Annotated in this window: 24 protein-coding genes and 1 pseudogene; 11 read left to right on the top strand and 14 right to left on the bottom strand. The window is 60.5% G+C overall.

From position 1 onward, the window contains the following. Nucleotides 1–40 precede the first annotated feature (40 nt). Nucleotides 41–520, top strand: a complete 480-nt coding sequence (secB, locus tag ACEK02_RS20515) for a protein-export chaperone SecB (RefSeq protein ID WP_371423406.1) — start codon at nt 41–43, stop codon at nt 518–520. A gap of 61 nt (nt 521–581) precedes the next feature. Here the strand turns inward: secB and dnaQ are convergent, their stop codons facing one another. Genes dnaQ through ACEK02_RS20495 form a run of 4 tightly spaced genes read right to left on the bottom strand, consistent with a single transcriptional unit; the run spans nt 582 to nt 3,390 of the window. Beyond that, complete coding sequence (gene dnaQ / locus ACEK02_RS20510) at nt 582–1,283, bottom strand: DNA polymerase III subunit epsilon (protein WP_371423405.1); 702 nt, start codon at nt 1,281–1,283, stop codon at nt 582–584. Nucleotides 1,284–1,329: 46 nt separating this feature from the next. Then, nucleotides 1,330–1,929 (bottom strand): dephospho-CoA kinase, encoded by a 600-nt coding sequence (gene coaE, locus ACEK02_RS20505; RefSeq protein ID WP_371423404.1) that lies wholly within the window; start codon nt 1,927–1,929, stop codon nt 1,330–1,332. Nucleotides 1,930–1,945: 16 nt separating this feature from the next. Continuing rightward, nucleotides 1,946–2,554: a Maf family protein gene (locus ACEK02_RS20500; RefSeq protein ID WP_371423403.1), complete on the bottom strand. Its 609-nt coding sequence runs from the start codon at nt 2,552–2,554 to the stop codon at nt 1,946–1,948. Continuing rightward, a complete protein-coding gene (locus tag ACEK02_RS20495) occupies nt 2,551–3,390 on the bottom strand; it encodes a pyruvate, water dikinase regulatory protein (RefSeq protein WP_149530365.1) in 840 nt (279 codons plus the stop codon). The genes ACEK02_RS20500 and ACEK02_RS20495 overlap by 4 nt, the downstream gene beginning before the upstream one ends. Before the next feature lie 472 nt (nt 3,391–3,862). Here ACEK02_RS20495 and hemJ point away from each other — a divergent pair, with 472 nt between their 5' ends. The 4 genes from hemJ to mnmG all read left to right on the top strand — a co-directional run bounded on the left by hemJ (nt 3,863) and on the right by mnmG (nt 9,615). After that, complete coding sequence (gene hemJ / locus ACEK02_RS20490; protein WP_371423402.1) at nt 3,863–4,285, top strand: protoporphyrinogen oxidase HemJ; 423 nt, start codon at nt 3,863–3,865, stop codon at nt 4,283–4,285. A 273-nt stretch (nt 4,286–4,558) separates the two neighbouring features. Next, on the top strand, nt 4,559–5,824 hold the full coding sequence (gene rho, locus ACEK02_RS20485; protein WP_068730228.1) for a transcription termination factor Rho: 1,266 nt from the start codon (nt 4,559–4,561) through the stop codon (nt 5,822–5,824). A gap of 297 nt (nt 5,825–6,121) precedes the next feature. Next, nucleotides 6,122–7,450 carry a tRNA uridine-5-carboxymethylaminomethyl(34) synthesis GTPase MnmE gene (gene mnmE, locus ACEK02_RS20480; RefSeq protein ID WP_371423401.1) on the top strand — a complete coding sequence of 443 codons (1,329 nt, stop codon included), beginning with the start codon at nt 6,122–6,124 and terminating at the stop codon, nt 7,448–7,450. A gap of 290 nt (nt 7,451–7,740) precedes the next feature. Beyond that, a complete protein-coding gene (gene mnmG, locus ACEK02_RS20475; RefSeq protein ID WP_371423400.1) occupies nt 7,741–9,615 on the top strand; it encodes a tRNA uridine-5-carboxymethylaminomethyl(34) synthesis enzyme MnmG in 1,875 nt (624 codons plus the stop codon). 29 nt (nt 9,616–9,644) lie between these two features. Here mnmG and ACEK02_RS20470 read toward each other — a convergent pair whose 3' ends face one another. Continuing rightward, nucleotides 9,645–9,980 (bottom strand): MmcQ/YjbR family DNA-binding protein, encoded by a 336-nt coding sequence (locus tag ACEK02_RS20470; RefSeq protein WP_371423399.1) that lies wholly within the window; start codon nt 9,978–9,980, stop codon nt 9,645–9,647. Further along, nucleotides 9,977–10,564, bottom strand: a pseudogene (locus ACEK02_RS20465) (DUF4269 domain-containing protein). Before ACEK02_RS20465 ends, ACEK02_RS20470 begins: the two are co-directional and overlap by 4 nt. A 102-nt stretch (nt 10,565–10,666) precedes the next feature. On the opposite strand from ACEK02_RS20465, the gene rsmG reads away from it, so the two are divergent. The 3 genes from rsmG to ACEK02_RS20450 all read left to right on the top strand — a co-directional run bounded on the left by rsmG (nt 10,667) and on the right by ACEK02_RS20450 (nt 13,220). After that, nucleotides 10,667–11,377 carry a 16S rRNA (guanine(527)-N(7))-methyltransferase RsmG gene (rsmG, locus tag ACEK02_RS20460; RefSeq protein ID WP_371423607.1) on the top strand — a complete coding sequence of 237 codons (711 nt, stop codon included), beginning with the start codon at nt 10,667–10,669 and terminating at the stop codon, nt 11,375–11,377. Next, a complete protein-coding gene (locus tag ACEK02_RS20455; protein WP_371423398.1) occupies nt 11,364–12,218 on the top strand; it encodes a ParA family protein in 855 nt (284 codons plus the stop codon). The genes rsmG and ACEK02_RS20455 overlap by 14 nt, the downstream gene beginning before the upstream one ends. Before the next feature lie 111 nt (nt 12,219–12,329). Continuing rightward, a complete protein-coding gene (locus ACEK02_RS20450) occupies nt 12,330–13,220 on the top strand; it encodes a ParB/RepB/Spo0J family partition protein (protein ID WP_371423606.1) in 891 nt (296 codons plus the stop codon). Here the strand turns inward: ACEK02_RS20450 and holA are convergent. The 4 genes from holA to ACEK02_RS20430 all read right to left on the bottom strand — a co-directional run bounded on the left by holA (nt 13,217) and on the right by ACEK02_RS20430 (nt 19,280). Next, nucleotides 13,217–14,245: a DNA polymerase III subunit delta gene (holA, locus tag ACEK02_RS20445; protein ID WP_371423397.1), complete on the bottom strand. Its 1,029-nt coding sequence runs from the start codon at nt 14,243–14,245 to the stop codon at nt 13,217–13,219. The genes ACEK02_RS20450 and holA overlap by 4 nt on opposite strands. Nucleotides 14,246–14,254: 9 nt before the next feature. After that, complete coding sequence (gene lptE / locus ACEK02_RS20440) at nt 14,255–14,806, bottom strand: LPS assembly lipoprotein LptE (protein WP_371423396.1); 552 nt, start codon at nt 14,804–14,806, stop codon at nt 14,255–14,257. Next, the gene (leuS, locus tag ACEK02_RS20435; RefSeq protein ID WP_371423395.1) at nt 14,793–17,402 is read right to left on the bottom strand and encodes a leucine--tRNA ligase; all 2,610 of its coding nucleotides are present in this window, start codon (nt 17,400–17,402) and stop codon (nt 14,793–14,795) included. The genes lptE and leuS overlap by 14 nt, the downstream gene beginning before the upstream one ends. Nucleotides 17,403–17,582: 180 nt before the next feature. Further along, nucleotides 17,583–19,280, bottom strand: coding sequence for a diguanylate cyclase domain-containing protein (locus ACEK02_RS20430; RefSeq protein WP_371423394.1), 1,698 nt, complete (start codon nt 19,278–19,280; stop codon nt 17,583–17,585). Nucleotides 19,281–19,355: 75 nt separating this feature from the next. Between ACEK02_RS20430 and ACEK02_RS20425 the strand changes: the two genes are divergently transcribed. Beyond that, nucleotides 19,356–20,084, top strand: coding sequence for a YggS family pyridoxal phosphate-dependent enzyme (locus ACEK02_RS20425; protein WP_371423393.1), 729 nt, complete (start codon nt 19,356–19,358; stop codon nt 20,082–20,084). A gap of 349 nt (nt 20,085–20,433) precedes the next feature. Here the strand turns inward: ACEK02_RS20425 and ACEK02_RS20420 are convergent, their stop codons facing one another. Further along, complete coding sequence (locus ACEK02_RS20420; RefSeq protein ID WP_371423392.1) at nt 20,434–21,003, bottom strand: L,D-transpeptidase; 570 nt, start codon at nt 21,001–21,003, stop codon at nt 20,434–20,436. Nucleotides 21,004–21,192: 189 nt separating this feature from the next. Here ACEK02_RS20420 and ACEK02_RS20415 point away from each other — a divergent pair, with 189 nt between their 5' ends. Both ACEK02_RS20415 and ACEK02_RS20410 read left to right on the top strand, forming a co-directional pair. Then, on the top strand, nt 21,193–21,879 hold the full coding sequence (locus ACEK02_RS20415; RefSeq protein WP_068730214.1) for a response regulator transcription factor: 687 nt from the start codon (nt 21,193–21,195) through the stop codon (nt 21,877–21,879). A 72-nt stretch (nt 21,880–21,951) separates the two neighbouring features. Continuing rightward, a complete protein-coding gene (locus ACEK02_RS20410; RefSeq protein WP_371423391.1) occupies nt 21,952–22,401 on the top strand; it encodes a cyclic nucleotide-binding domain-containing protein in 450 nt (149 codons plus the stop codon). A 6-nt stretch (nt 22,402–22,407) separates the two neighbouring features. Here the strand turns inward: ACEK02_RS20410 and ACEK02_RS20405 are convergent, their stop codons facing one another. From ACEK02_RS20405 to ACEK02_RS20395, 3 genes are all read right to left on the bottom strand, one after another. Continuing rightward, nucleotides 22,408–23,223 (bottom strand): exodeoxyribonuclease III, encoded by an 816-nt coding sequence (locus ACEK02_RS20405; RefSeq protein WP_371423390.1) that lies wholly within the window; start codon nt 23,221–23,223, stop codon nt 22,408–22,410. A 170-nt stretch (nt 23,224–23,393) separates the two neighbouring features. Continuing rightward, entirely contained in the window at nt 23,394–24,248 is an 855-nt protein-coding gene (locus tag ACEK02_RS20400) for an outer-membrane lipoprotein carrier protein LolA (protein WP_371423389.1), read from the bottom strand. A gap of 193 nt (nt 24,249–24,441) precedes the next feature. Continuing rightward, nucleotides 24,442–25,391, bottom strand: a 950-nt coding sequence (locus tag ACEK02_RS20395; protein ID WP_371423388.1) for an FtsK/SpoIIIE domain-containing protein, incomplete at its 5' end; no start/stop codon positions are given.

Below are 25,391 nucleotides of genomic sequence, written 5' to 3'. Positions count from 1 at the left end.
CCGGTTCCACCCGCCCGACAGCGCTTCAGGAGAACTTTCGATGGCAAACGGCAACGGTACCCCTCCGGAGCAGTCCCCCCCCCAGCTCAATGTGCTGGCGCAGTACACCAAGGATCTCTCCTTCGAGAATCCGAACGCCCCGGCCTCGCTGGCGCCGCAGGCCCAGCAGCCGAACATCAATATCCAGATCAATGTCGGCGCCAACAATCTCTCCGATAGCGAATATGAAGTGACGCTGTCGGTCGAGGGCAAGGCAGAGAACGCCGGCTCGGTGCTGTTCTCGTTCGAACTGGCCTATGCCGGTGTGTTCCGCATCGTCAACGTGCCGCAGGAAAACCTGCACCCGCTGATCATGATCGAATGCCCGCGCCTGCTGTTCCCCTTCGCCCGTGAGATCATCGCCACCGCGGTGCGCGATGGCGGCTTCCCACCGCTGATGCTCGATCCCGTGGATTTCGTCGGTCTGTATCGCCAGAACATGGAACGCCAGGGGCAGGCCGAGGCTGGCAAGTCGAACTAAGTTCGGCGATTTTTGCCAACCAGTTTACGTCATGGCCGGGCTTGTCCCGGCCATTTTCGTTTTATGACGCCGGTCCCAGAAATTCATTCCAGATAGCCTTGTCGCCCATGGTCGCGACAAAGGCGCGGTGTTCGATGCGATCCGCTTCGGTCACGCGCGGCGCGAGCGCAACCTCGCGCTGGCGGCGTGGAGCGTCGTTGATGCTGCCGGTTGGCTGCGCAGGTGCTTCGTCCGCCAGAATCAGTTGCGACTGCCGGGCGCCGATCAGGTCGATATAGACCTCCGCCAGCAATTCGGAGTCGAGCAGTGCGCCGTGCTTGGTGCGGCGGGAATTGTCGATCGCATAGCGGGCGCAGAGATCGTCGAGCTTGTTCGACACACCAGGATGCTTGCGGCGCGCCAGCAGCAGCGTATCGACGAGACGATCACGTGGCACCGGCGGGCGCTTGATGCGATCGAGTTCGGCATTGATGAAGCCGAGGTCGAACATGCCATTATGAATCACCAGCGGCGAATCGCCGATGAAGGCCATGAAGTCGTCAACCACCTCGTGAAACAGCGGCTTGGTCGACAGGAACTCGGCCGACAGCCCGTGCACGTTGAATGCTTCCTGCGGCATGTCGCGTTCGGGATTGATGTAAACATGGAAGGTCTGGCCGGTCGGCATCCGGTTGAAGATTTCGAGGCAACCGATTTCCACCAGTCGATCGCCCCGGAGGGGATCCAGACCGGTGGTTTCGGTATCCATGACGATTTCGCGCATCGAAATAAGCCGGTTGTCGAATCAGGGGGCAATCAGGGCCCAGGAATCAGGGTCTTCTGCGTGGCATCTTAACAGCCTCGGCGAGAATTTCACGGATCTGCTCCCGTACAGGGTCCAATCCGTTCGACGTATCCACCACGAAGTCGGCGCGCTTGCGCTTTTCGGCGTCAGGCAGCTGACGCGCCAGGATGGCATCAAGCTTCTCAGCTGTCATACCCTCGCGCGCGAGAATGCGTTCACGCTGTTGCTCGGGATTGGTCGACACCACGACCACGGCATCGACGCGTTTTTCGCCACCGGTCTCATAGAGCAGGGGCACATCGACCACCGCCACCGGCGCGCCTGATTTTTCCGCATCGTCCAGGAACTTCCTGTGATAGGCGCCGAGCAGGGGATGCACGATCTGCTCCAGCTTCTTCATGGCGGCAGCATCGTGCACCACCAGCGGCGAGAGCTTGGTGCGATCGACCTTGCCGTTCACGGTGGTTCCGGGAAACGCCGCTTCAATCAGCGGTGCAGCCTCACCCTCATAGATCATGTGCACGGTAGCATCGGCATCATAGACTGGCACCCCGGCTTCCATGAACAACTTCGCCGTGGTGGATTTGCCCATCCCGATCGAACCCGTCAGCCCCAATACGCGCATCAAGCCCTCATTAAAATCAGATCGCGATCATCTCTTCGCCGCGCAGGAAACTCAGCAGCGGCAGTAGTGGCAGACCGAGAATTGTAAAGTGATCGCCTTCGATCAACTCGAACAGATGCACACCCAGCCCTTCAAGCTGATAGGCGCCGACACTCGTCGTCACCCTGTCGCCCGCGGCATCCAGATAGGCATTGATTGCGGTATCATCCAGCTTGCGCATGGTCATATGCGCCACGGAGACATTGGAGAACAACGTCGCACCATCGCAAACGACAGCGAGTGCTGAATGCAATTCGTGAGTCCGGCCAGCAAGTGCGGCGAGTTGTTCCGCAGCCTGTTCGCGGCCTGCAGGTTTGCTGAACATCCTGTCACCCAGCGCCAGGGTCTGGTCGGCGCCAAGAACATAGCGACCGGGATGGCGCAGCGAGATGAAAGCGGCCTTCCGCTCGGCGAGCAAGGCTGCGATCTCGCCCGGTGCCGTCAATCCGGATTTCTGCTGAATGTCGCGCTCGTCTATATCCGCGGGCATCGCATCAAACGTAATACCAGCATTGGCCAGCAACTCACGACGGGCCAAACTCTGCGACGCCAGAATCAGCGGCTGCACGCCGCACCAAATGGTCATTCGGACATCCTCTGACGCTGGCGATCGGCCAACAGTTTCATGATGGCCGCCGCGGTTTCCTCGATCGAGCGACGTGTCACTTCCAATAAAGCCCAGCCATATTTGGCGCTGAGCTTGCGCGCATAGGTCACTTCGTCGGTGACCGACTGGCGATCGATATAGTCGTCATTGGTTGTGTCGCTGCCAATGCTGAGAAGCCGATTCTGGCGAATCTGAATCAACCGCTCCGGCGTCGCGTGCAGGCTGACCACCAGCGGGTTTTTCAACGTCTCAAGCTGATGGGGAATGGGGATGCCGGGGACGAGCGGCACGTTGGCCGTGCGCACACCACGATTGGCAAGATAGATCGATGTTGGCGTCTTCGACGTGCGCGATACGCCAACGAGAACCACGTCGGCTTCTTCGAGGCCTTCAACATGCTGGCCGTCGTCATGCATCATGGAATAATTCAGCGCGTCAATACGCTTGAAATATTCGGCATTGAGCGTGTGCTGCGCACCGACGCGGCCGGTGGTCGACGCACCGAGATAGGCCTGAAAAAGCTGCATCACGGGCCCGATAATCGACAGGCTCGGGCTGTTGATTTCCTGGCACTTGGCTTCTAGCCGGCCGACGAGATCTTTTTCCAGCAGCGTAAAGAGAACGATGCCCGGCGCTTCCTCGATTTCGGAAAGCACGCGATCGAGTTGCTTCTGGCTGCGGACCAGCGGGTAGACATGTTCGACGGGCGTGACATTGGCGTATTGCGCCGCGACGGCGCGGGCCACCGTGATCAGCGTCTCACCGGTCGAATCGGAGACCAGATGAAGATGAAAATAGCTGCCGGTGGTGGGCACCATGATCGTGTATGTCCTGTGAATCTCTGTGGAGCTTTTCCGGGATATCGACCACCGCCGCTGCAGGCCCGGGATAACTCGGTTTTTTCTTCACAGGGCTCATGAAAAGGAAAAGCTCTGAGGCTGCCTGAAATGATAATGGGGTTATCCGGGTTTGTCTTGGGATAATCCAGTGCATGACGACGGTAAGCCCTTGCGCTGCATATGGATATTGCATGCAAGCGGCTGACGGAAAATCACGCGTCGATGTGAATAAGCGTGGGACAGTTCTGGGATTGTTTTGGGCGGCTGAAATCCACTGTCACTTAGACTCAAACCTAAGATTCTATAAATATTATTTAAGAGAAGGATGGCTTGCGGATAGTGCGATGATCCGCTCTGTATCGGCGTGTCCTGCAACGCGGCTTTCCGGTGAAATGTTCCGGTATCAGCACGTGCGATGTGACGCAGTGATGCTGGAAAGAACTTTCGAATGTATGAATGGGCCAAGGCGCTGCATGTGATCGCCGTCATCTCGTGGATGGCAGGCATGCTCTATCTGCCGCGACTGTTCGTTTATCATTGCGATGCGGAGATCGGCTCGAAGCAATCCGAAACCTTCAAGGTGATGGAGCGTCGTCTGCTCAGGGCGATCATCAACCCAGCGATGATCGCAACCTGGATCCTCGGCCTGTATCTCGCCTGGGCGGGTCACTGGTTCAGTGCGGGCTGGTTTCACGCCAAACTGACGCTGGTGCTGCTGATGTCCGGGGTTCATGGCTTCCTGAGCGCCCGGGTGCGTGATTTTGCTCAGGATAAAAATAAGCGGTCTTCTAAATTCTATCGTTTTCTCAATGAGATACCGACAGTTTTGATGATCCTGATCGTGATTTTGGTGATCGTGAAGCCGTTCTAGGCGAAATTTCTCATCACAACGGCCGTTTCGGCTCCTTGCGCGACACCCTGTGATTTTCTATATTCGCGTCATCCCACCCCACGCAGGCGGATGTGGTTTGCACCGGTTTTTTTTTTGAACCGGCCACCGCATCAGGTTTGAAGTTTCTTCAGCACCTTCCTCGCTCAAGACTTCCTTGCCAGAGACCTGCGGACTTTCCTGATCTTTTCCAGCGTCCGCATCCGTCTCCGCTATCTTGCGCTCCCTCCCCGACTTTCCACAGGACCCCTCCCAATGCGGGAAATGAAACTCCAGGACCTCAAGGCCAAGACGCCAGCCGAGCTTGTCTCGTTTGCGGAAGAGCTCGGGGTCGAAAATGCCAGCACCATGCGCAAGCAGGAGCTGATGTTCGCCAGCTTGAAGCAGCTCGCGATCAAGGAAACCGACATCATCGGCGAGGGCGTGGTAGAAGTCCTCTCCGACGGCTTCGGCTTCTTGCGGTCGCCCGATGCGAATTACCTGCCGGGCCCGGATGACATCTACGTCTCGCCTTCGCAGATCCGCCGCTTTGGCCTGCGTACCGGCGATACTGTGGAAGGCCATATCCGCAGCCCGAAGGAAGGCGAGCGCTATTTCGCTTTGCTCAAGGTCAATACGCTCAATTTCGAAGATCCCGAGAAGTCGAAGCACAAGGTCAATTTCGACAACCTCACCCCGCTCTTCCCGGATCAGCGCTTCCGCCTCGAGCTGGAGGATTCGACCCGCCGCGATCTCTCGGCGCGTGTCATCGATATCGTCGCGCCGATCGGCAAGGGCCAGCGCGCACTGATCGTCGCGCCGCCGCGTACGGGTAAGACCGTGCTGATGCAGAACATCGCGCATTCGATCACGGCCAACCATCCGGAATGCTATCTGATCGTTCTTCTGATCGACGAACGTCCGGAAGAAGTCACCGACATGCAGCGTTCGGTGAAGGGCGAAGTCGTTTCCTCGACCTTCGACGAGCCCGCGGTACGTCACGTCCAGGTCGCCGAAATGGTGATCGAGAAGGCCAAGCGCCTGGTCGAGCATGGCCGCGACGTCGTCATCCTGCTGGATTCGATTACCCGTCTTGGCCGCGCCTACAACACCGTGGTGCCGTCGTCCGGCAAGGTGCTGACCGGTGGTGTCGACGCCAACGCGCTGCAGCGTCCGAAGCGCTTCTTCGGTGCCGCCCGTAACGTGGAAGAAGGTGGTTCGCTGACCATCATCGCCACCGCGCTGGTCGATACCGGCAGCCGTATGGACGAAGTCATCTTCGAAGAATTCAAGGGCACCGGTAACTCGGAACTCATCCTGGACCGCAAGGTTTCGGACAAGCGGACCTTCCCGGCGATCGATATCTCGCGCTCGGGCACCCGCAAGGAAGAACTCATTACCGATCCGCAGCTGCTCAAGAAGATGTATGTGCTGCGCCGGATTCTCAATCCGATGGGCACGATGGATGCCATCGACTTCCTGCTGGACAAGCTCCGCAACACGAAGAACAACTCGGAATTCTTCGATTCCATGAACACCTGATTTCGAAGCAGGTCGAAGCTATCAAAGGCGCCGTTGCGAGAGCAGCGGCGCTTTTTTGTTGCCCCACTCTCGATTGTCATCATCCGCGAAAGCCGGTGATCCAGTAGACACCGGCCCTTATGGTGAGGAGGCGGCACTTCGGCGCCGTCTCGAACCATGCGTTCGCTTGTCGCCATCCTTCGAGACGCGGTCGAAGACGACCGCTCCTCAGGATGAGGTCCGTGTATGTTTGGCTAAGGTTCGCAATTCCCCACAAGAATCCCGTTGCGTCATGTAACCCGCATCGTCAAATAGGCGATGCACCCACGCGACCAGACCATCTACGCATTGTCTTCCGGCCGACCGCCGACGGCGATCGCCATCGTGCGCGTGTCGGGTCCACTGGCGGGGCAGGCCCTGGGGCGTCTGGCGAAGAACCTGCCAGCGTCACGACTGGCGACTCATGTTCTGCTGTCAGACGAGAAGCTCGGCCCGATCGACGACGCGGTGGTGCTGTGGTTTCCGGGACCGGCCAGTGCGACCGGGGAAGACGTCGCCGAATTTCATATCCACGGCGGACGCGCGGTGCTGGCTTCCTTGTTTGAAGCACTGGCGGCCATCGATGGCTTGCGGCCGGCGGAACCTGGCGAATTCACCCGCCGCGCTTTCGAGAACGGCAAGCTGGACCTGACCGAGGCGGAAGGCCTCGACGATCTGATTCACGCGGACACCGATCGACAGCGGCGTCAGGCGCTGCGGCAACTGAAGGGACTGCTCGGCGACAAGGCGCGTAACTGGCGGCAGCAGATCATCGAGGCGCTGGCCCTGGTGGAAGTCGGTATCGATTTTTCTGATGAGGGTGACGTGTCAGCAGAACTGCTGGCGCCGGCTTTGGCGAAGGCGTCGGCGCTTCATCGAGAAATCGAAGACGTGCTGTCCGCTCAGGGGCGTAGTGAACGCCTACGGGATGGCCTGGTTGTGGCCATCGCGGGACAGCCGAATGTCGGCAAGTCCACATTGATGAACCAGCTCGCCCGGCGCGATGTGGCGATCGTGTCCCCGCATGCCGGGACTACCCGGGACATCATCGAGGTGCAGCTCGATCTGGACGGCTATCCGGTGACCATCATCGACACGGCCGGCATTCGCGAGACGGCTGACCCGGTGGAGGAGGAGGGCGTACGCCGGGCGCGGAGGCGTGCGGCCGAGGCCGATCTCGTGCTCTGGCTCGTTGACGCGGCGGCGTCTGGGTCTGACCCCGATCAATGGCTGTCAGGTTCCGACGTGCCGGTCTGGGTCGTACGCAACAAGATGGATCTGGCAGGAGCCGCAGGTCCGGATCTGTTGATTTCCATTTCGGCCGAAAGGGGCGACGGGCTGCCTCAGCTCATGGGATTGCTGGTGGATTTCGCCGCGCAATATTTCGGCTCCGGTGAATCCGGATGGATCACCCGTGATCGCCAGCGGAGTTTGTTGCGCAGCACGGCGGATTTGCTGCGGCATGCTGCGGGGTCGTCGGGTCGGGGTGAAGAATTCATTGCCGAGGATTTACGTGCTGCGTCGCAGCAATTAGGGCGCTTGCTGGGGCGGGTGGACGTCGAGGATGTTCTGGACAGTATCTTTCGGGACTTTTGTATAGGTAAGTAATATTTATTAGTTCATTTATTAAAGTTATGAATTAATATTCATGATAAATCGTCTCCCCTTCAGCCACTCATGCGCATGGAGCGAAGCAACCCACGGGCGAGAGTTCCCAGTACAAAAATGAAGGCTGGATTGCTTCGTCGGAAGGATCCCCGCTATGACGAGGGGTGAGGGTGTTTCACGTGAAACACCCTGAGCTGTTTTGAGGCGTCCGCCGGAACCTTGTTTCACGTGAAACATCGCCTGTGGATTTCTCTTCAATCCTGACCGCGCCCGCGCTAGAAGCTGCGGCCATGCAGGACAAATTCGACGTCATCGTGATCGGGGGAGGCCATGCCGGCTGCGAAGCCGCGGCTGCCGCTGCCCGGCTGGGCGCGCGCACGGCTCTGGTTACACACCAGTTTGCGACCATTGGCGCGATGTCCTGCAACCCGGCCATCGGCGGTCTCGGCAAAGGTCATTTGGTCCGCGAGGTCGATGCGCTGGACGGTTTGATGGGGCGCGTCGCCGATGCCGGCGGCATTCAGTTCCGCATGCTCAACCGCAAGAAGGGCCCGGCCGTGCGCGGCCCGCGGACCCAGGCCGACCGCAAGCTTTATGCCGCAGCCATGCAGGCGGCGATCGTCGTCACCGAAAATCTGAGCGTGATCGAAGGCGAGGCCGACGATCTGCTCATGGTCAATGGCCGAGTCGCTGGCATCCGCCTGGCCGATGGCCGCGAAGTCGCTGCCGGCTCGGTGGTCATCACCACCGGCACCTTCCTGCGCGGCTTGATCCATCTCGGCGAGAAGAATTGGCCCGCCGGCAGGATCGATGAAGCCCCGGCGCTCGGCCTATCCAGGGCGTTCGAGCGTGTCGGCTTTACACTCGGACGTCTGAAGACCGGCACGCCACCAAGGCTCGATGGGACCACCATCGACTGGGCCGGGGTCGAGATGCAGTCTGCCGACGATCCGCCAGAGCCGTTTTCGGTTATGACCGAGCGGATCACCAATCCGCAGATCCAGTGTGGCATCACACGCACCACACCGGCGACCCATGAGGTGATCCGGGCCAATGTCCATCGCTCGCCGATGTATTCCGGTCAGATCAAGAGCTCGGGGCCGCGCTATTGCCCGTCCATCGAGGACAAGATCGTCCGCTTTGGCGATCGCGACGGCCATCAGATCTTCCTGGAGCCGGAAGGCCTCGATGACTCTACAGTCTATCCGAACGGCATCTCGACCTCGCTGCCCGAGGAGGTTCAGGCTGCGATCTTGGCTTCGATCCCCGGTCTGGAGCGGGTCCGTATGGCGCGTCCGGGCTATGCGATCGAATATGACCATGTCGATCCGCGCGAACTTGATCCGACCCTGCAGACCAAGCGCGTGCCGGGCCTGTTTCTGGCCGGCCAGATCAATGGCACAACCGGCTACGAAGAAGCCGCCGCCCAGGGTCTCGTCGCGGGTCTGAATGCGGCGCTCGCGGCGAGTGGCGCCGCGCCGGTCGTATTCGACCGTGCTGACGGCTATCTCGGCGTAATGATCGACGATCTGGTCACCCGGGGGATCTCCGAACCCTATCGGATGTTCACCTCGCGGGCCGAATATCGCCTCACACTACGTGCCGACAACGCTGACCAGCGCCTGACCGACAAGGGTATCGCCCTGGGTTGTATCGGCAGTGTTCGTGCCGTCCGGCATCGCGCCAAGATGGAAGCTCTTGCAGCTGGCAAGGCGCTCACCCAGGCGCTTTCGATTACCCCGAACGGGGCGGCGAAGCATGGTTTTGCGCTCAATCACGACGGCCAACGCCGCTCCGCTTTCGATCTCCTGTCCTATCCGGAGACCGGATGGGCGAGCGTGACCCGGATCTGGCCGGAATTATCGGCCATTGACCCAGCGATCGGGACTCATATCGAGATCGATGCCAAATATGATGTCTATCTGAAGCGGCAGACAACCGATGTTGAGGCTTTCCGGCGGGATGAGAGTCTCGCACTGGTCGATATCGACTATGATGCGGTCCCCGGCCTGTCCAACGAGGCCCGGGCGAAGCTGAAAGCGGCGCTTCCACACACTGTGGGGCAGGCGGGACGTCTTGACGGCATGACTCCCGCCGCGCTGGGAATTCTTGCGGCCTATCTGCGCCGCGAAGCGCGGAAGAAGCCGACCGCTGGTGTCGCTTAATCTGTTTCGCGTGAAACAGATCGTCAGGATCATTTCCGAGCTGCTTTCTTCCGAGACACTACCTGCGCGTGGCGCCATGCCACCTCAAGTGCATTTGCCAGATCATCCTCACGGAGCTTCGAAAGCACTCCGAGAGTCCAGCCCTGCTGACCCCAGGCATTGGGGAGGGGTGAAAATGCCTCGGGCAGGACAGTGCATTTGAGCGCTTGTTCATCCGGGGAGAACCGGAAGTTTGCCGTCAGACCATCGGCAGCGAGCGTCACGAAGATGCGCTTTACCTTGAAAGCGGTCCGGTCAAAGTGTGGGGCAGCGCTGACCCCAGCGAGGGCCAGGGCCATTCGTTGCAGTGTCGCGCCATCACTCATCGTGTTTCGCCTCCTTCGCTCTCATCATCCCGCAGCTCAATGATCTTCGGTCCGCTTTTGAAGCCCCTCTTTGTAAGCAATTCGGCCAATGCGTCATCAGGCAAGCCGAACAACTCGCTCATTGCACGATAGGGATCACCAGGAAGATTCAGAAGGGTCGTGAAAGCTGGCTCTGTCTTCGCACCCGCGGCCCGAAGCGCGAGGATGGCAGAACGTAAGGCCGATCCACCGAGATCCAGAAGCCGCCGTTCAATCTCGAAGTGTTGTCAACCGGGCTGCTCATGGACGGGATCAGTGCTCCCAAAGATCTCGAATGGCCATCCGTGGGCCTCGAATCTTGCGATGAGAGGTCGGCCTTTGGCCGACCATTGATAGATCGCGAAGCCATCGGCGTCGCCGAAATGCTCCCAAAGCAAAGCCGCGATGCCACAGCGATCGACCGCGCAGCAGACGATATCGGTATCGCTGCCGGATCGAGCAACTCCAAGAGGGAGAGTGCCAACAGTATGTGGGTCGAACGGCGCCAGAATCTCGAGTAGATCGGCGCGTCGCAGGGCCTCCTGATATGTCGGTCGCTCTGCCATCGGGTCTTTTTGTCCGGATTCGTCTTTGTGGCGGGGCAAATCGATAGCGGGAAAAATGGACTCAGAGTATGGATGGGTCCCAATCCCCTGACAGACAATCCAATGGCTCAACGATCCCAGCAAGCTGCTCCTGCACCCCGGCTCGATGCCGACAAGGCTGCGGCGCTGCGGCTGACACCTGTTTCACGTGAAACGGAAGGCAGGCTTGATCGCTATGTCGATCTGCTGCTGCAATGGCAGGCCAAGACCAATCTGATTTCGCCCGCTACACTTCCAAATCTCTGGACGCGTCATATCTCGGATTCGCTGCAGCTCCTGAATCTTGCGCCGGGTGCAACGACTTGGCTGGACTTCGGCAGCGGCGGCGGCTTTCCCGGTGTGGTACTGGCCTGTGCGATGGGCGATGTTGCCGGCGGACATGTTCATCTCGTCGAGCGCAACGCCAAGAAGGCGGCGTTCCTGCGCGAAGCGCTACGTGTGACGCAAGCCCCGGGTACAGTTCATCTCGCTGACATCGGGGATAATGTGGATAGATTTCCCGAGCATGTCGATTGCATCACCGCTCGTGCGGTTGCCTCGTTACATATCGTCATCGGTTTCGCCGAACCCTTCATGAAGCCGGGCACAAAGGCCTTATTCCTCAAGGGTCAAGATGTAGAATCGGAATTGACCGAAGCTACTAGATATTGGAAACTAAGCCCGCGACTGCATGCCAGCCTGACCGGTGGACAAGGCTGGATCGTCGAACTCGACCGGATCGAGCGACTGCCCCCGTCCGCAAACCAAAATGGCCACGCAAATGACCGTAATTGATCAGGAATATCAAGAGCATACGTCAAATACGGTGCCTGGACATCCGCGCATCCTGGCGCTGGCGAACCAGAAGGGCGGCGTCGGCAAGACCACCACCGCGATCAATCTCGGTACGGCACTCGCCGCTATCGGTGAGCGCGTGTTGATCGTCGATCTCGATCCGCAGGGCAATGCGTCCACCGGTCTCGGCATCGATCGTCGTAATCGCAACTGCTCGACCTATGACGTGCTGATCGGCGAAGCCCCGCTGCGCGATGCAGTCGTCGTAACCGCGGTGCCGCGTCTGCATATCGCGGCATCGACCATGGATCTTTCGGGCCTCGAGCTCGAACTCGGTTCGGCCCGCGACCGCGCCTTCCGGCTGCGCGATGCGATCGGCGAATTGAACAACAATGTCTCGCCGGGCTCCGACTATACCTATGTGCTGATCGACTGCCCGCCTTCGCTCAATCTTCTGACGGTCAATGCGATGGCTGCGTCGGATGCGATTCTCGTTCCGCTGCAGTGTGAGTTCTTCGCACTCGAAGGTCTGTCGCAATTGCTGCAGACGGTGGAGCAGGTGCGCTCGACGCTGAACCCGAACCTTTCGATTCATGGCATCGTGATGACCATGTTCGACGCGCGCAACAACCTGTCGAATCAGGTCGTCGCCGACGTGCGCGAATTCATGGGCAGCAAGGTCTACGAGACCATGATCCCGCGCAACGTCCGCATCTCGGAAGCGCCGTCCTATGGCAAGCCGGTGCTGGTCTATGATCTGAAATGCTCGGGCTCCGAAGCCTATCTGCGGCTCGCGACCGAAGTCATCCAGCGCGAGCGCGATCTGCGCACCGCTCACTGAGACGTTGCGTCGATAATTTTTCAGGATGCGGTGAACTTTGCGCCATTGCTCCTGCGGTCTGAATTTCAAGTTTGAGTGCGGAGTGGTGCGATGAGTTCAAGGGGATTGGCGATGGCCGATGAAGCGCGTTCGCGGTTAGGCCGCGGTCTTGCAAGTCTGATCGGCGATGTCGGCGGCGAGGCCGCGCATGTCGAGCGTCCTTCGCGCAACCAGCGCAAGGTGCCGATCGAATTTCTCAAGGCCAACCCGCGTAATCCGCGCCGCACCTTTGCGGATGCGGAGCTCAGCGAACTTGCGGCCTCGATCAAGCAGCATGGCGTGATCCAGCCGATCGTGGTGCGCCCGGTGAAGGGCAGCAATGATCGCTTCGAGATCATCGCCGGCGAGCGACGCTGGCGTGCGTCGCAGATCGCCGGTCTGCACGAAGTGCCGATCGTACCGCTTGACGTGACGGATTCGGCCGCGATGGAAATCGCGATCATCGAGAACGTGCAGCGCGAAGACCTCAACGCGATGGAAGAGGCGCAGGGCTATCACGCGCTTGCTGAGACCTACAAACACAGCCAGGAAGACATCGCGAAAATCGTGGGCAAGAGCCGCAGCCATGTCGCCAACATGATGCGTCTAACCAAGCTGCCTGAGGACGTGCAGGGCCTGATCGCATCGGGGCAGTTGTCCAACGGTCACGCCCGCGCACTGATCAATCTGCCAGACGCATCGAGCGCCGCGAAGCGGATCATTGCCGAGGGACTGAACGTTCGTCAGACCGAAGCACTCGCGCATGAAGAGGGTGTTCCGGAGCGTGCGCCGCAGAAGCCACGCACGTCGTCTCCCAAGGCAGCGAAGGATGCGGATACGATCGCACTGGAAAAGCGCGTCAGCGACGTGCTCGGGCTGAAGGTCGCTGTAGATCACCGCGACCCCGGCGGCACCGTGATCATCAAGTATCGTGATCTCGATCAGCTCGACGAGATTCTGAAGCGGCTGGATTCGGAAGGCTAACCGCGCCGCCTTGCATTCACGGCAATCGACATCAACGCCCTCTGTGCGATCACCGCGCCAAGGGCGTTTTGCTTGCGGACATCGAGGGCGGCGACGGCGAGCTGGTCGATGATGTTCACCAGCCGCTGCGCCGAGAAATTTCGCAAGGCTGCTTCGACCGTTCCCTTGCGCGAGAAATGCAGCCGCGGAAACCCGCTCTCGACGGCGGATGACGCTGAACTGCCGGCCTCGACCAGCAGGCTGGCTTTGTGCAGCAATGCGGCCTGGCGCTGCGCGGCCATCATGATCATGCCGGGATAGGTGCCCGCGATCATCGCCTTGTTGAACTCGACTTCCACCGCTGCGGGATTTCCTGCAAAGGCGCCATCGACGATCGGATCGATCTTCAATTCGGACGCGTCTGCGACGACAGCCATGACATCGTCGAGTGTGACTTCGCCGGTGCCATGGGCGTAGAGCGTCAGCTTGCGCAGTTCGTTACGCGAAGCCTGGCGATCGCCGCCGAGCAGCGCCATGAGAGTGGCGCGCGCCTCGGGTGCCATGCGGAGATTCGAAATGCGCAGCTCTTCGTCGATGAGCCTTGCAAGATCGCGCTCGGTGTCTGGATAACAGGCGATGGCCACCGCGGTTTTGGCCTTCTCGCAGACTTTCCGCAAAGGCGATTCCGGCCTGAGCTCGCCGGCCTCGATGACGATGCGGCAATCCTTGATGTCGGTGTCGGCGAGCGTATCGACGCCGGCCGAAAAATTCTTGGAGCCTGCGCGGACGCGGATCGCCCGTCGCCCACCGAACAGCGGCACCGTCATGGCCTCTTCAACAAGGCGCGACGGCTCGGCGGCAAGATCGTCGCCGTCCATGCGGACCAGCGAAAACGGATCGTTGGGATCGTCGACGGCTGATTTCATCAGCGCGTCGGCACGTTCGCGGACGAGTCCGGCGTCAGCTCCGTAGAGCAGGATAATCGGCCGGCTGGCGTCGGGCCTGGCCAGAAACGCGTCGATTTCTTTTCCGCGAAGCGCAACCACGCGGCGTACTTAGGTGCCGGCGTAGAAGAACGACGCCAGACGGGTATTGATGTTGTCGGCGATCTCACCCGCAGCGCGGTCTTCGGCGTCGCGATAGGCGCGTGCCCGGGCGAAGCGCTGCATCTGGCCGGGGATGTCATAGGTAACGCGGGAGAAGGTGCTTCCGGTCAAAACCTGCTTACCGGTGGCAATCTCGATCAGACCATAGGTCGCGTCGATGCCGTAATTTTCGCTGGTCGGCAGCGCAGTATTCGGGTCGACAATCAGCGAGGTCCGGCTCGGGTTGAAGCGGATCTTCAGCTGATAGGTCGGGGGCAGACCGGTGGCGCTGCCATACATCTTGAACATCAGCGCGTTGCGGATCGCCACGCCGACGCGGGCCTGCGGCGATGCATTGGGATATTCCAGCGGCGGAACTTCAACGCCCTGTAGTTTCTCGCGCAGGCCGGGTTTGCCATCGCTACGCTCGGCATACATCGGCTGGAAGCAGCCGGCCGTCAGCGCCGCCAGGGTGGCGACGACCATGAGCCGGGCGGCAATGCGGGATTTAGCCGACAACATTCACGATCCTCTGGGCGACGACAATGACCTTCTTGACGGGCTTGCCGTCGAGAGCCTGTTTTACAGCATCGAGCGCCAGAGCGGCAGCCTCAATTTCCGGGTTCGTCGCTTCCCGGGCCACTGTGACTTCTCCGCGCTTCTTGCCATTGACCTGCACCGGCAGGGTCATGGTGTCTTCAACCAGCAGATTGGGCTCGATTTGCGGCCAACGGGCTTCCGAAATCATGCCCTTCTGCCCGAGTACGCCCCAGCATTCCTCGGCCAGATGCGGCATCATCGGCGCAAACAGTTGAACAAGAATGACCGAGGCCTCGTGGAGCGCCCAGCAGACATCCGGGGCCGGGGTTCCCGGCCGTGCCAGGGCTTCACCCAGCACATTGGAAAACTCGCGGATATGCGCGAGGCAGACATTGAAATGCAGCTTTTCGATCTCGGTCGAGACCTTGCTGAGCGCGCCATGGGCGGCCTTGCGGATCGCCAGCGCATCGGGGCCGAATTCGGCCGGCCGGGCTGTCGGCGCCGATTTGCCGTGGGCGGCTGACTCGTTGACCTGCCGCCACAGGCGCTGCACGAAGCGCGATGCGCCCTTGACGCCTTCCTCGCTCCAGATCACGTCGCGGTCCGGCGGCGAATCCGACAGCATGAACCAGCGGGCGGTATCGGCGCCGTAGGTCCCCATGATGTCGTCGGGATCAACCGTGTTGCGCTTCGACTTCGACATCTTCTCGATGGAGCCGATCTCCACCGGCGAGCCGTCGGCCAGCATGGTCGCCCGACGACTGTCCCCATCGCCGGTGATGTTGATTTCGGCGGGCGAGGCGAAGGTGCCGTCCTGCTTCTTGTAGGTCTCGTGAACGACCATGCCCTGGGTGAACATGCCGGCAAACGGTTCGTCGAAATTGACGTGGCCGGTCGCCTTCATCGCGCGGGTAAAGAAACGACTGTAGAGCAGATGCAGGATCGCGTGCTCGACGCCGCCGATATACTGATCGACCGGCATCATGCGATTGGCGACAGCGGTGGTCGTCGGCGCCGTGGTGTTCCACGGATCGGTGAAGCGCGTGAAATACCAGGACGAGTCCACGAACGTGTCCATCGTATCGGTTTCGCGCCGCGCATCCGCGCCGCAATTGGGGCACTTCACATGTTTCCAGGTCGGATGATGGTCCAGCGCGTTGCCCGGCTTGTCGAAGGAAACATCCTCCGGCAGCACGACGGGCAGATCCGTGTCTGGCACCGGCACGATATCGCAGCTCGGGCAGTGGATGATCGGGATCGGGCAGCCCCAATAGCGCTGCCGTGAGATACCCCAGTCGCGCAGGCGGAAATTGATCTCGCGCTTGCCCCAGCCGTCCTTCTCGAAAATATCGAGCGACCTCTTCATCGCTTCTTCGCAGGTCATTACGCCGGGTTCACCCACCCAACGGACATACTGCACGGTCTCATTTTTCGCCGGTGTGAAAGCGATGTTACCAACGCGCTCGTCGCTGCCGACGGGCACGAACACGTCGAGCACCGGTAGATCGTATTTGCGCGCAAAATCCAGATCGCGCTGGTCATGCGCCGGGCAGCCAATGATGGCGCCCGTGCCGTAATCCATCAGCACGAAGTTCGCGATGTAAAGTGGAAGCGTCCATGATGCGTCGGCGGGATGCGTGACCTTGATGCCCGTGTCGAAGCCGAGCTTCTCGGCGGTGTCGATTTCGGCCTGCGAGGTGCCCATGCGATGGCATTCCTCGATGAAGGCAGCGACCTTCGGATCCTTCTCGGCCAGCGCTTTCGCCAGCGGATGATCCGGCGAGACCGCAGCGAAAGTCGGGCCATACATGGTGTCCGGTCGTGTCGTGAACACCGGCAGTTTGTCGAAGCCGGCGGGTGCGCCGATCAATCCGAATTCAAAGTACAGACCTTCCGACTTGCCGATCCAGTTGCGCTGCATCAGGCGCACCTTGTCGGGCCAGCGATCCAGCGTATCCAGTGCAGTCAGCAGTTCGTCGGAATATTTGCTGATCTTGAAGAACCACTGGGTCAGTTCGCGCTGTTCCACCAGTGCGCCGGAGCGCCAACCGCGACCATCGATCACCTGCTCGTTGGCCAGCACGGTATGATCGACCGGATCCCAATTCACCTTGGACTTCTTGCGTTCGGCCAAACCTGCCCGCATGAAATCGAGAAACATCTTTTGCTGATGCTTGTAGTAGGTGGGGTCGCAAGTTGCGAATTCGCGCGACCAGTCCAGCGACAGACCCATGGTCTGCAGCTGCTTCTTCATCGATGCGATGTTCTCATAGGTCCAGGCTTTCGGGGCAACCTTGCGCTCGATGGCGGCGTTTTCGGCGGGCAGGCCGAAGGCATCCCAGCCCATCGGATGCAGCACGTTCTTGCCTTGCGCGCGCTGGAAGCGCGCAACGACGTCGCCCATTGTATAGTTGCGGACATGGCCCATATGGATGCGCCCCGACGGATACGGGAACATCTCGAGCACGTAATACTTCTCGCGTGGATCGTCGTTCTTGGTGGCGAAGATCGCCTTGTCGTCCCAGACGCGCTGCCAGCGCGGTTCGGTCTCGCGGGCGTTGTAACGTTCGTTGCTCATGGTGCTTTTTGAAATCCGCCGGCCGGTTCGAGCGCTTCTCAGATCAAGGACACGCGAACGAGGTCGCAAACCGGTGCTTGCTCGGGCTGAATTCGCGCTTGAGGCGGGCGACTAGGCCATAAAAGGCCGCGTTAGGTCAATGGTTTAAGACAAGAAACGGGGCCAGTAGGCCCCGTCGTCTCACCCCGCCAGCGACACAGCCGTGCCATATGCCCGGACGAAGCCGTGCTCCACCACGGTGTTGCGGCCACGTCGTTTGGCGGCGTAGAGCGAGGCATCGGCTGCCTCGATCAAATCGTTCGCCGTCTCCAGCGTAGCCGGCGTCGCCGAGGCCACGCCGACGCTGACCGTGACGCGCTGATGCGTGCTGGTGGCGTGGGGGACCGACAGGTTCCAGATTGCGGCACGCACCATTTCGCCGATCTGAACGCCACGGGCGACCTCGGTGCCCGGGAGCAGCAGGCAGAATTCCTCGCCGCCATAGCGTCCGGCGAAGCCCGAGGTGCGATCGGCCAGATTGGAGAGCGCTTCGCCGACGCGTGCCAGGCAGGCGTCGCCTTCGGGGTGGCCATAGGTGTCGTTGAAAAGTTTGAAGTGATCGACGTCGATCATCAGCAGCGTCAGATGGTCGCCGGACTGCTGGGCCTTCAGCCATTCGAAATCGAGACGGCTCTGGAAGCCCCGCCGATTCGCCAGGCCGGAAAGCATGTCGATGGAGGCAAGCACCGTGAGCTGCTCGTTGCTGGCGCGCAATTCGCGTTCCCGACCGCGCAACTGCGATGCCATGCCGTAAAACGCGCGCGCCAGCGGCACGAATTCCGCCGGCAGCGTGTTACGTGCAACCCGCGCCGACCAGTCGCCGCGACCGAAGCGCTTCGCCATGGTCTCCATCATCTGGATCGGCTTGATGATCAATCGCTCCGCAACCACAAGTGCGCCTAGCAGAACGAACAGGCAGACGAAAGCGAGCTGCAGATATGCGGTGCGAATCTCATGATCGGCAACTGCCGAGACCCGGGCCTCGTCGATGCTGACGATCAGTTGTGCGCCAGTGCCCGGGATCATCGCGAATGATACGGCTCGCTGCGAACCGTCGCTGGCGCTGAATGACAGCGAGCCGGTCTGCTTGTCCGTATTGCGCAAATGCGCCTCGATCATGGGCAGTAACGCGAGGTCTTCCATCGGCCGGCCGATGGCGCTGGCATCGGCGGGCGGTGCTGCGAGCACGGTACCGGCATGATCGACCAGCAGTGCACTGACGCCAGGGCGGTCGCCGAGGTTGCCGATGATCTTCGACATCCAGTCGAGATTCACAGCTGCCAGAATCACGGCATCGTCGTCCTTGGTCAGTCCGGGCGCGAGATAGGCAGCCATGACAGTCGGCTGATTCGTGAGACGACTGAAGAGATAGTCGCTGACGACGAATTCGCCGGTCTCGATGGCCTTCTTGAAATAGGGACGATCGCTGAAATCGAATCTCTGCTCGATGACTTCCGGCCAGGTCGAGCACCTGGCGATGCCATCCGCACCGGCCACCGTCAGGCTGCGCAGCCACGGCATGTCCCCACGCAGGCTTGCCCGCATGATCGCGCAGCTGCGATTCACCTGAGCGGCTGACGTATAGATATAGGCGGATGATTTCAGTACGGCCTCGATGGAGGCGAAGACCTCGCGCTGCGCATCGGCGCTGTGCTGGGCGATGCCGGCGAAATCACGCGCGGCCATCGCGATCTGGTGGGTACGCGTCGCATCGAGCGAACGGATACGCTCCGCCATCAATGGCCCGACCAGAATGAGGGCCAACAAGACCAGTCGAGCGCGTATACCGAGAGCTCCCCTGAGCCTCGCTTTATTGCGGTTAATACCGATGCGTGACATCTTCGATCCCTAAGCCCCGCGGAGATAGGTACTGCAAAGCCTTCAAAAAGCCTTTCCCGGATTCGTTAAACTGCAATGGATCTCAAGAAAGTTCGCGCCGTGGTTGAAAATAAATCCGTGCAAGAGCCGACAGGCGTAACGCCTTCTTTACCAACCGACGGACTTGCGTCGGTCGAGTACGATATCTTCCGCGCGTGTAACGAAGCACGGCGGGATCGCAGTTCTGTGACATTGATCGCAGTGTCGAAGACCTTCGAGGCTGACGCAATTATCCCCGTGATCCAGTCCGGTCAGCGCGTATTCGGCGAAAATCGCGTCCAAGAGGCAAAATCCAAATGGCCGGCGCTAATCGCCACTCAACCCGCGATTGCGTTGCATCTGATCGGGCCTTTGCAGTCCAACAAGGCCAAGGAAGCGGTTGCATTGTTTGATGCGATTCACTCGGTCGATCGACCGAGCATTTGCGAAGCGTTAAGCAAGGAGATGAAGGCGCAGCAGCGGACGCCGCAACTGTTTGTACAGCTCAACACTGGTGAGGAGCCGCAAAAGGCCGGCATCGCACCGGGCGAGGCCGATGATTTTCTGGCCCACTGTCGCGATACCTATGGGCTGACGATTTCCGGACTGATGTGCATTCCGCCGGTTGACGATGCGCCCGCGCCGCATTTTGCGCTGACGGCGAAGATCGCTGCGCGTAACGGGCTCACGCAACTATCCATGGGAATGAGCGCTGACTTCGCTATTGCCATTCAGTTTGGGGCGACTCATGTCCGCGTCGGCTCGGCGATTTTCGGGAAGCGGTAGTTCTTCTCCCGCTTCCGGTAAAAGGCCGTTGGCGCTCTGCTGAACTGAAAAGCTCCGGATCGGCGCCTGAAGATGCGCCACAATGTCGCACCATTCCGTCTCGACTGGGCCCGGACGCGGGAGCCCGTCGGCGAGAGGGACAGGCATGCGACGCTTTCGCTCCGTTACCTGGCTTCTGGCCGTGCTGGCCATGTTGAGCATGCCGGTCGTCGCCATGGCCCAAATCATCAGCATACGGTTCAACGTATAAGAGGCCGGAGTAACCGATCGGTCTGGCCAGGTCATTCTCATCTCCGGCCGGATCTTCATGCCTCGTCTGAAAAATCTGAAGATTAGGTCTGCGCCAGATTTACCCGATGACGATCTTCGTCTTGGGTCCGATCCGGGCTAGCAGCCGCAGCATGGCGGGCTTGGTCATCGCCACACAGCCCGCGGTCGGCGCGAATTTCGGGCGGGCCAGATGCAGGAATACTGCGCTTCCCCGCCCGGCGATCCGTGGCTTGGTGTTCTGGTCGATCTCGATGATGAAATCGTAGAGATGGTCCTCGCGGGACAGTCGGTCGCCGTCATTGCCATGGTCGAGCCGGACCGGTCGATTGTAGTGCCGATCGGATGGATCCTCGCACCAGCCATCCATGGGCGTGATGGAACGGATCGGCAGGGGCGTCCGTGGCCGCGGATTGCGGTCGGCGCGCCACCACAGCCGGATGGGGTGAAATGTCCCACGTGGCGTTCCGCCATCGCCTTCGCGTTTGTTCGCCTTGATTCCGCCGCGGCCGAGCGCGACGGGTATAGTTGCGTGATCGGTCGTCAGCCATCCACGGAGCCTGTCTCCGGCTGACGCACGAATGTGAATCATAGTTAGCGGCCGATCACGCAAGCTTGTTCGATAAGTATCTGAAATAACGAGACTTCCCATCCGGATCGCGAACTCCGCCTTGCTATTTACCGCAAATGTTCTATTTCGCGCTGCAGCAGTACATTCGCCGGGAATGTCGCTGATTTTGCGCTAGAATATGCGGTAACGGCGAAGCCTGTCACGATTTCTGGCCCACTGTTTCAGCGCGGCGAACACCGCTCCGCCGCAGCCGTTCAAAGGATTGTCGCAATGCCCAATGCCCGCAAGATCTTGATCGTGGACGACGACACTGATTTGCGCGAGGCGCTGGTCGAACAGCTGTCGCTGCATGAAGAGTTCGAGGCCTCCGCCGTCGACACCGGTGCCAAGGGCGCCACTGCCGCCAAGGCCAATTCCCCCGATCTGGTGCTGATGGATGTCGGCCTGCCCGATACGGACGGTCGCGAAGTCGTGCGCAGCCTGCGCAAGGGGGGCTTCAAGGCACCGATCATCATGCTGACCGGTCATGACACCGATTCCGACACCATTCTCGGTCTTGAATCCGGCGCCAATGATTACGTCGCCAAGCCGTTCCGTTTCGCCGTGCTGCTGGCGCGTATTCGCGCCCAGCTCCGCCAACACGAAGCCAGCGAAGACGCCGTTTTCACCGTCGGTCCCTACAGCTTCCGCCCCGGCTCCAAGATGCTCACCGGCGCCAATGCCAAGAAGGTTCGCCTGACCGAGAAGGAAACCGCGATCCTGCGCTTCCTGTATCGCGCCGGCCAGTTGCCGGTGTCGCGCGAAACGCTGCTTCAGGAAGTCTGGGGCTACAATTCCGGCGTCACCACGCACACGCTGGAAACGCACATCTATCGGCTGCGCCAGAAGATCGAGAAGGACGCCGCCAATCCTGAAATCCTGGTGACGGAAGCCGGTGGCTACAAGTTGGTGCCGTGATACGATTCGGGAGCCGATTCGCCATTAGCTGTTCGGTGGCCCCCTTCGCGCGTCCCGATCACACGGTTCTGCATGTCGATCGATGATGATGTAGCCCTGCTTGAGCGCGTCCCGACATTGCGCCTGTTGGGTATCGCCGCTTTGCGTGTGATCGCGATCGGCTCCGAGCAGCAGGAATTCTCGCGCGGCTCGGTGTTGTTCCGGCAGGGCGACGATGCCGATTGCGGCTATGTCGTCCAGAATGGCGCATTCCGCATCAGCCTCGACGACGGCAGCGATCATGAAGTGATCGCGGGCCCCGGCACATTGATAGGTGAACTTGCACTGCTGGTGGCGATGCAACGACCCTCGACGGCGGTTGCGACGGAATATTCCAGCACGATCCGCATCACACGCAGCCTGTTTCAGCGCGTGCTCGACAGCGATCCCGCGGCCGCGCGCCGTCTGCGGGACGACATGGCCACCCGCGTCAGTCAGCTCGCCAGTGACGTGACGCTGATCGGCGCCAAGCTCAGCCAGTAACTGATATCAAAGCTCAAGAACGGTCGTGACCGGCACGTGGTCCGATGGCCGCTCCCAGCCGCGTGCATCTGACGTGACAGTGAAATCACGGATCGAATCCTTCAGTGCGGACGACACCCAGATATGATCGAGGCGGCGGCCGCGATTGGACGCAGCCCAGTCGGCGGCGCGGTAGCTCCACCAGGTGTAGATCTTTTCCGACAGTGGAATGCGTTCGCGCGCAACGTCGATCCAGTTGCCTTCGCTTTGCACGGCGAGCAGCTTTTCGCATTCGATCGGCGTGTGCGACACGATCTTCAGCATCTGCTTGTGCGACCACACATCGTTCTCGTGCGGTGCCACGTTGAGATCGCCGACCAGGATGTGACGCGCATCGCCGCGCGGATGCAGCGGTTCACAGGTTTTCATCTCGTCGAGGAACGAGAGCTTGTGTGCAAACTTCGCATTCACGTCCGGATCCGGAACGTCGCCGCCGGCAGGTACATAGAAATCATGCACGATCAGTGGCACGGCCATGCCGGCCTTCTCGCCGAACGATACCGAGATGTGACGCGAGTCGAGATTGTTGCAGAACACGCGGATGTCGCTGCTCTCGAACGGAAGCTTCGAGACGATGGCGACGCCGTGATAACCCTTCTGCCCGTTCAGCACGACATGATCGTAGCCGAGCTGTTTGAAGCGCTTCAGCGGAAAGGCATCGTCCGGGCACTTGGTTTCCTGCAGGCACAGCACATCCGGCTGCATCTGTTCCAGAAACTTTGCGACGAGGTCGATGCGCAGTCGCACCGAATTGATGTTCCAGGTGGTGAGTTTGAAATGCATGGGAATCCGGACGACGCTCTTCCCCTCTCCCCTTGTGGGAGAGGGTGGATCGACCGCCGAGCGGTCGAGACGGGTGAGGGGTGCAACGGAGCTCGGCCGTTACCCCTCATCCGGCACGGCCTTTGGCCGCGCCACCTTCTCCCACAAGGGGAGAAGGGAAGGAAGAGCGTCTAATTCGCGCCGCTGGTAGGATACTTGGTGAAGTCGATCCTGAACAGCCCCGGGTCAGGCTTCTTCGCGGTATCGAGATTGTAGATCGCGACCGTGGTGTCATAGCCCTGCGGGTCGGTGACGGTCCACTGCTTGAGCTGGCCGTCCTTGGTGCCGACCATCAGCATCAGACGCGAGGTACCAACCAGCGCATTCTTCTCCTCAATGGTCACCGACGTATAGAGGTCGTCAGCGGTGACGGCGACCACATTGGTGTCTTTCATCAAGTCGATGCGATCGGACAGCAGATAGCGCAACGGGGTCTGCGACAGCGGATAGATGTCCTGGGTCGCCAGCTTGGAATCGCGGACGGCGAGCGACTGGCCGTCGGACACCATGGCGATGGTCGTCGGCGCATCATATTCGAAACGGACCTTGCCGGGCTTCTGGATGAAGAAATCACCGGTGGTGCGGCTGCCGTCTGGACCCACCTGAACGAAGTTACCGCTCAGATTGCTGAGCGATGACAGATAGCTGCTGACCTTACTCGCCTGCGCCTTCTGATTCGCATCGAAGGTCATGAAAATGCTGGCGGGAACATTGCGGCGCGGATCCGGAATGACCGGATTGGGCGGCGTGGATGTCGTTGCCGATGTCCTGGGAGCGATGGCGACCGGCGGTCGAACGGCTTGCGGCTCGGAGGCTGCCATCTGGAGGCTGGCATTGCCGCGTGCCTGCGGTGCAGGTCGCGGCAAGGGGATTGTCTGGGCAAAGGCCGAAGGGGCCAGAATGGCAGCGACAAACGTCGCAGCAAGGCCGGCTGCGCCGACGAGCAGGAAAGGCCGGTCTGCGGCGTGATGGGTCGGGCGTCTCATCAAGGCGTCGTCCTGCTCGGCGGGTTCGGCGCATTTTACCGCGCTTTGCGTCAGAATGGGTACCGGTTTTGCGGTCCGGCCGGTGGTCTCTTGCGCCGCCGTCGCGGCTGGCGCCACCAGCGCAGGCGCTAACCCGGAGCTGTGGCGATTTCGCGACTCGAAAGCGGGATTATCCATCGACAGGGTCAAACTCTCAAAAACCGCTTTCTTCTTCTTCGATGAGAATCTCGCGTTTGCCGGCGTGGTTGGGCTGACCGACAATGCCCTCATTTTCCATCCGCTCTATCAACGACGCTGCGCGATTGTAACCGATCTGCAGCCGGCGCTGGATGTAGCTGGTCGATGCCTTCCGGTCGCGCTTCACGATAGCAACGGCTTGCTGGAATAGATCGCCACCACCGCCATCGGCGCCCATACCCGTGGCATCGAATACGGCGCCGTCCTCGCCTTCTTCCGGTTCTTCGGCGGTGACCGCCTCGAGATATTCCGGCTCGCCCTGCGTCTTCAGGTGGCGCACCACCTTCTCGACTTCCTCGTCCGAGACGAAGGGGCCGTGCACGCGCGAGATGCGACCGCCGCCAGCCATATAGAGCATGTCGCCGCGGCCGAGCAGTTGCTCGGCGCCCATCTCGCCCAGGATGGTGCGGCTGTCGATCTTCGACGTGACCTGGAAGGAAATGCGCGTCGGAAAGTTCGCCTTGATCGTGCCGGTGATGACGTCCACCGACGGACGCTGCGTCGCGAGAACGACGTGTAGACCGGCGGCGCGTGCCATCTGCGCGAGACGCTGCACGAGGCCTTCGATGTCCTTGCCGGCAACCATCATCAGGTCGGCCATTTCGTCGACAATGATGACGATATAGGGCAAGGGCTCGAGGTCGAGTTTCTCTTCCTCGTAGATCGCCTTGCCGGTCTCCTTGTCGAAGCCGGTATGAACGGTGCGCGTGAGCTCCTCGCCCTTGCCTTTGGCCTCGACCAGACGGGCATTATAGCCGTCGATGTTGCGGACGCCGAGCTTGGCCATGCGCTTGTAGCGCTCTTCCATCTCGCGAACCGCCCATTTCAGCGCGACCACGGCCTTTTTCGGATCGGTCACGACGGGCGTCAGCAAATGCGGGATGCCGTCATAGACGGAGAGTTCGA

The organism is Tardiphaga sp. (genome assembly GCF_041424195.1).
Classification (GTDB): Bacteria; Pseudomonadota; Alphaproteobacteria; order Rhizobiales; family Xanthobacteraceae; genus Tardiphaga.
Note: the sequence above shows the minus strand (reverse complement) of the source record. Positions and strands in the feature narration are given on the sequence as shown.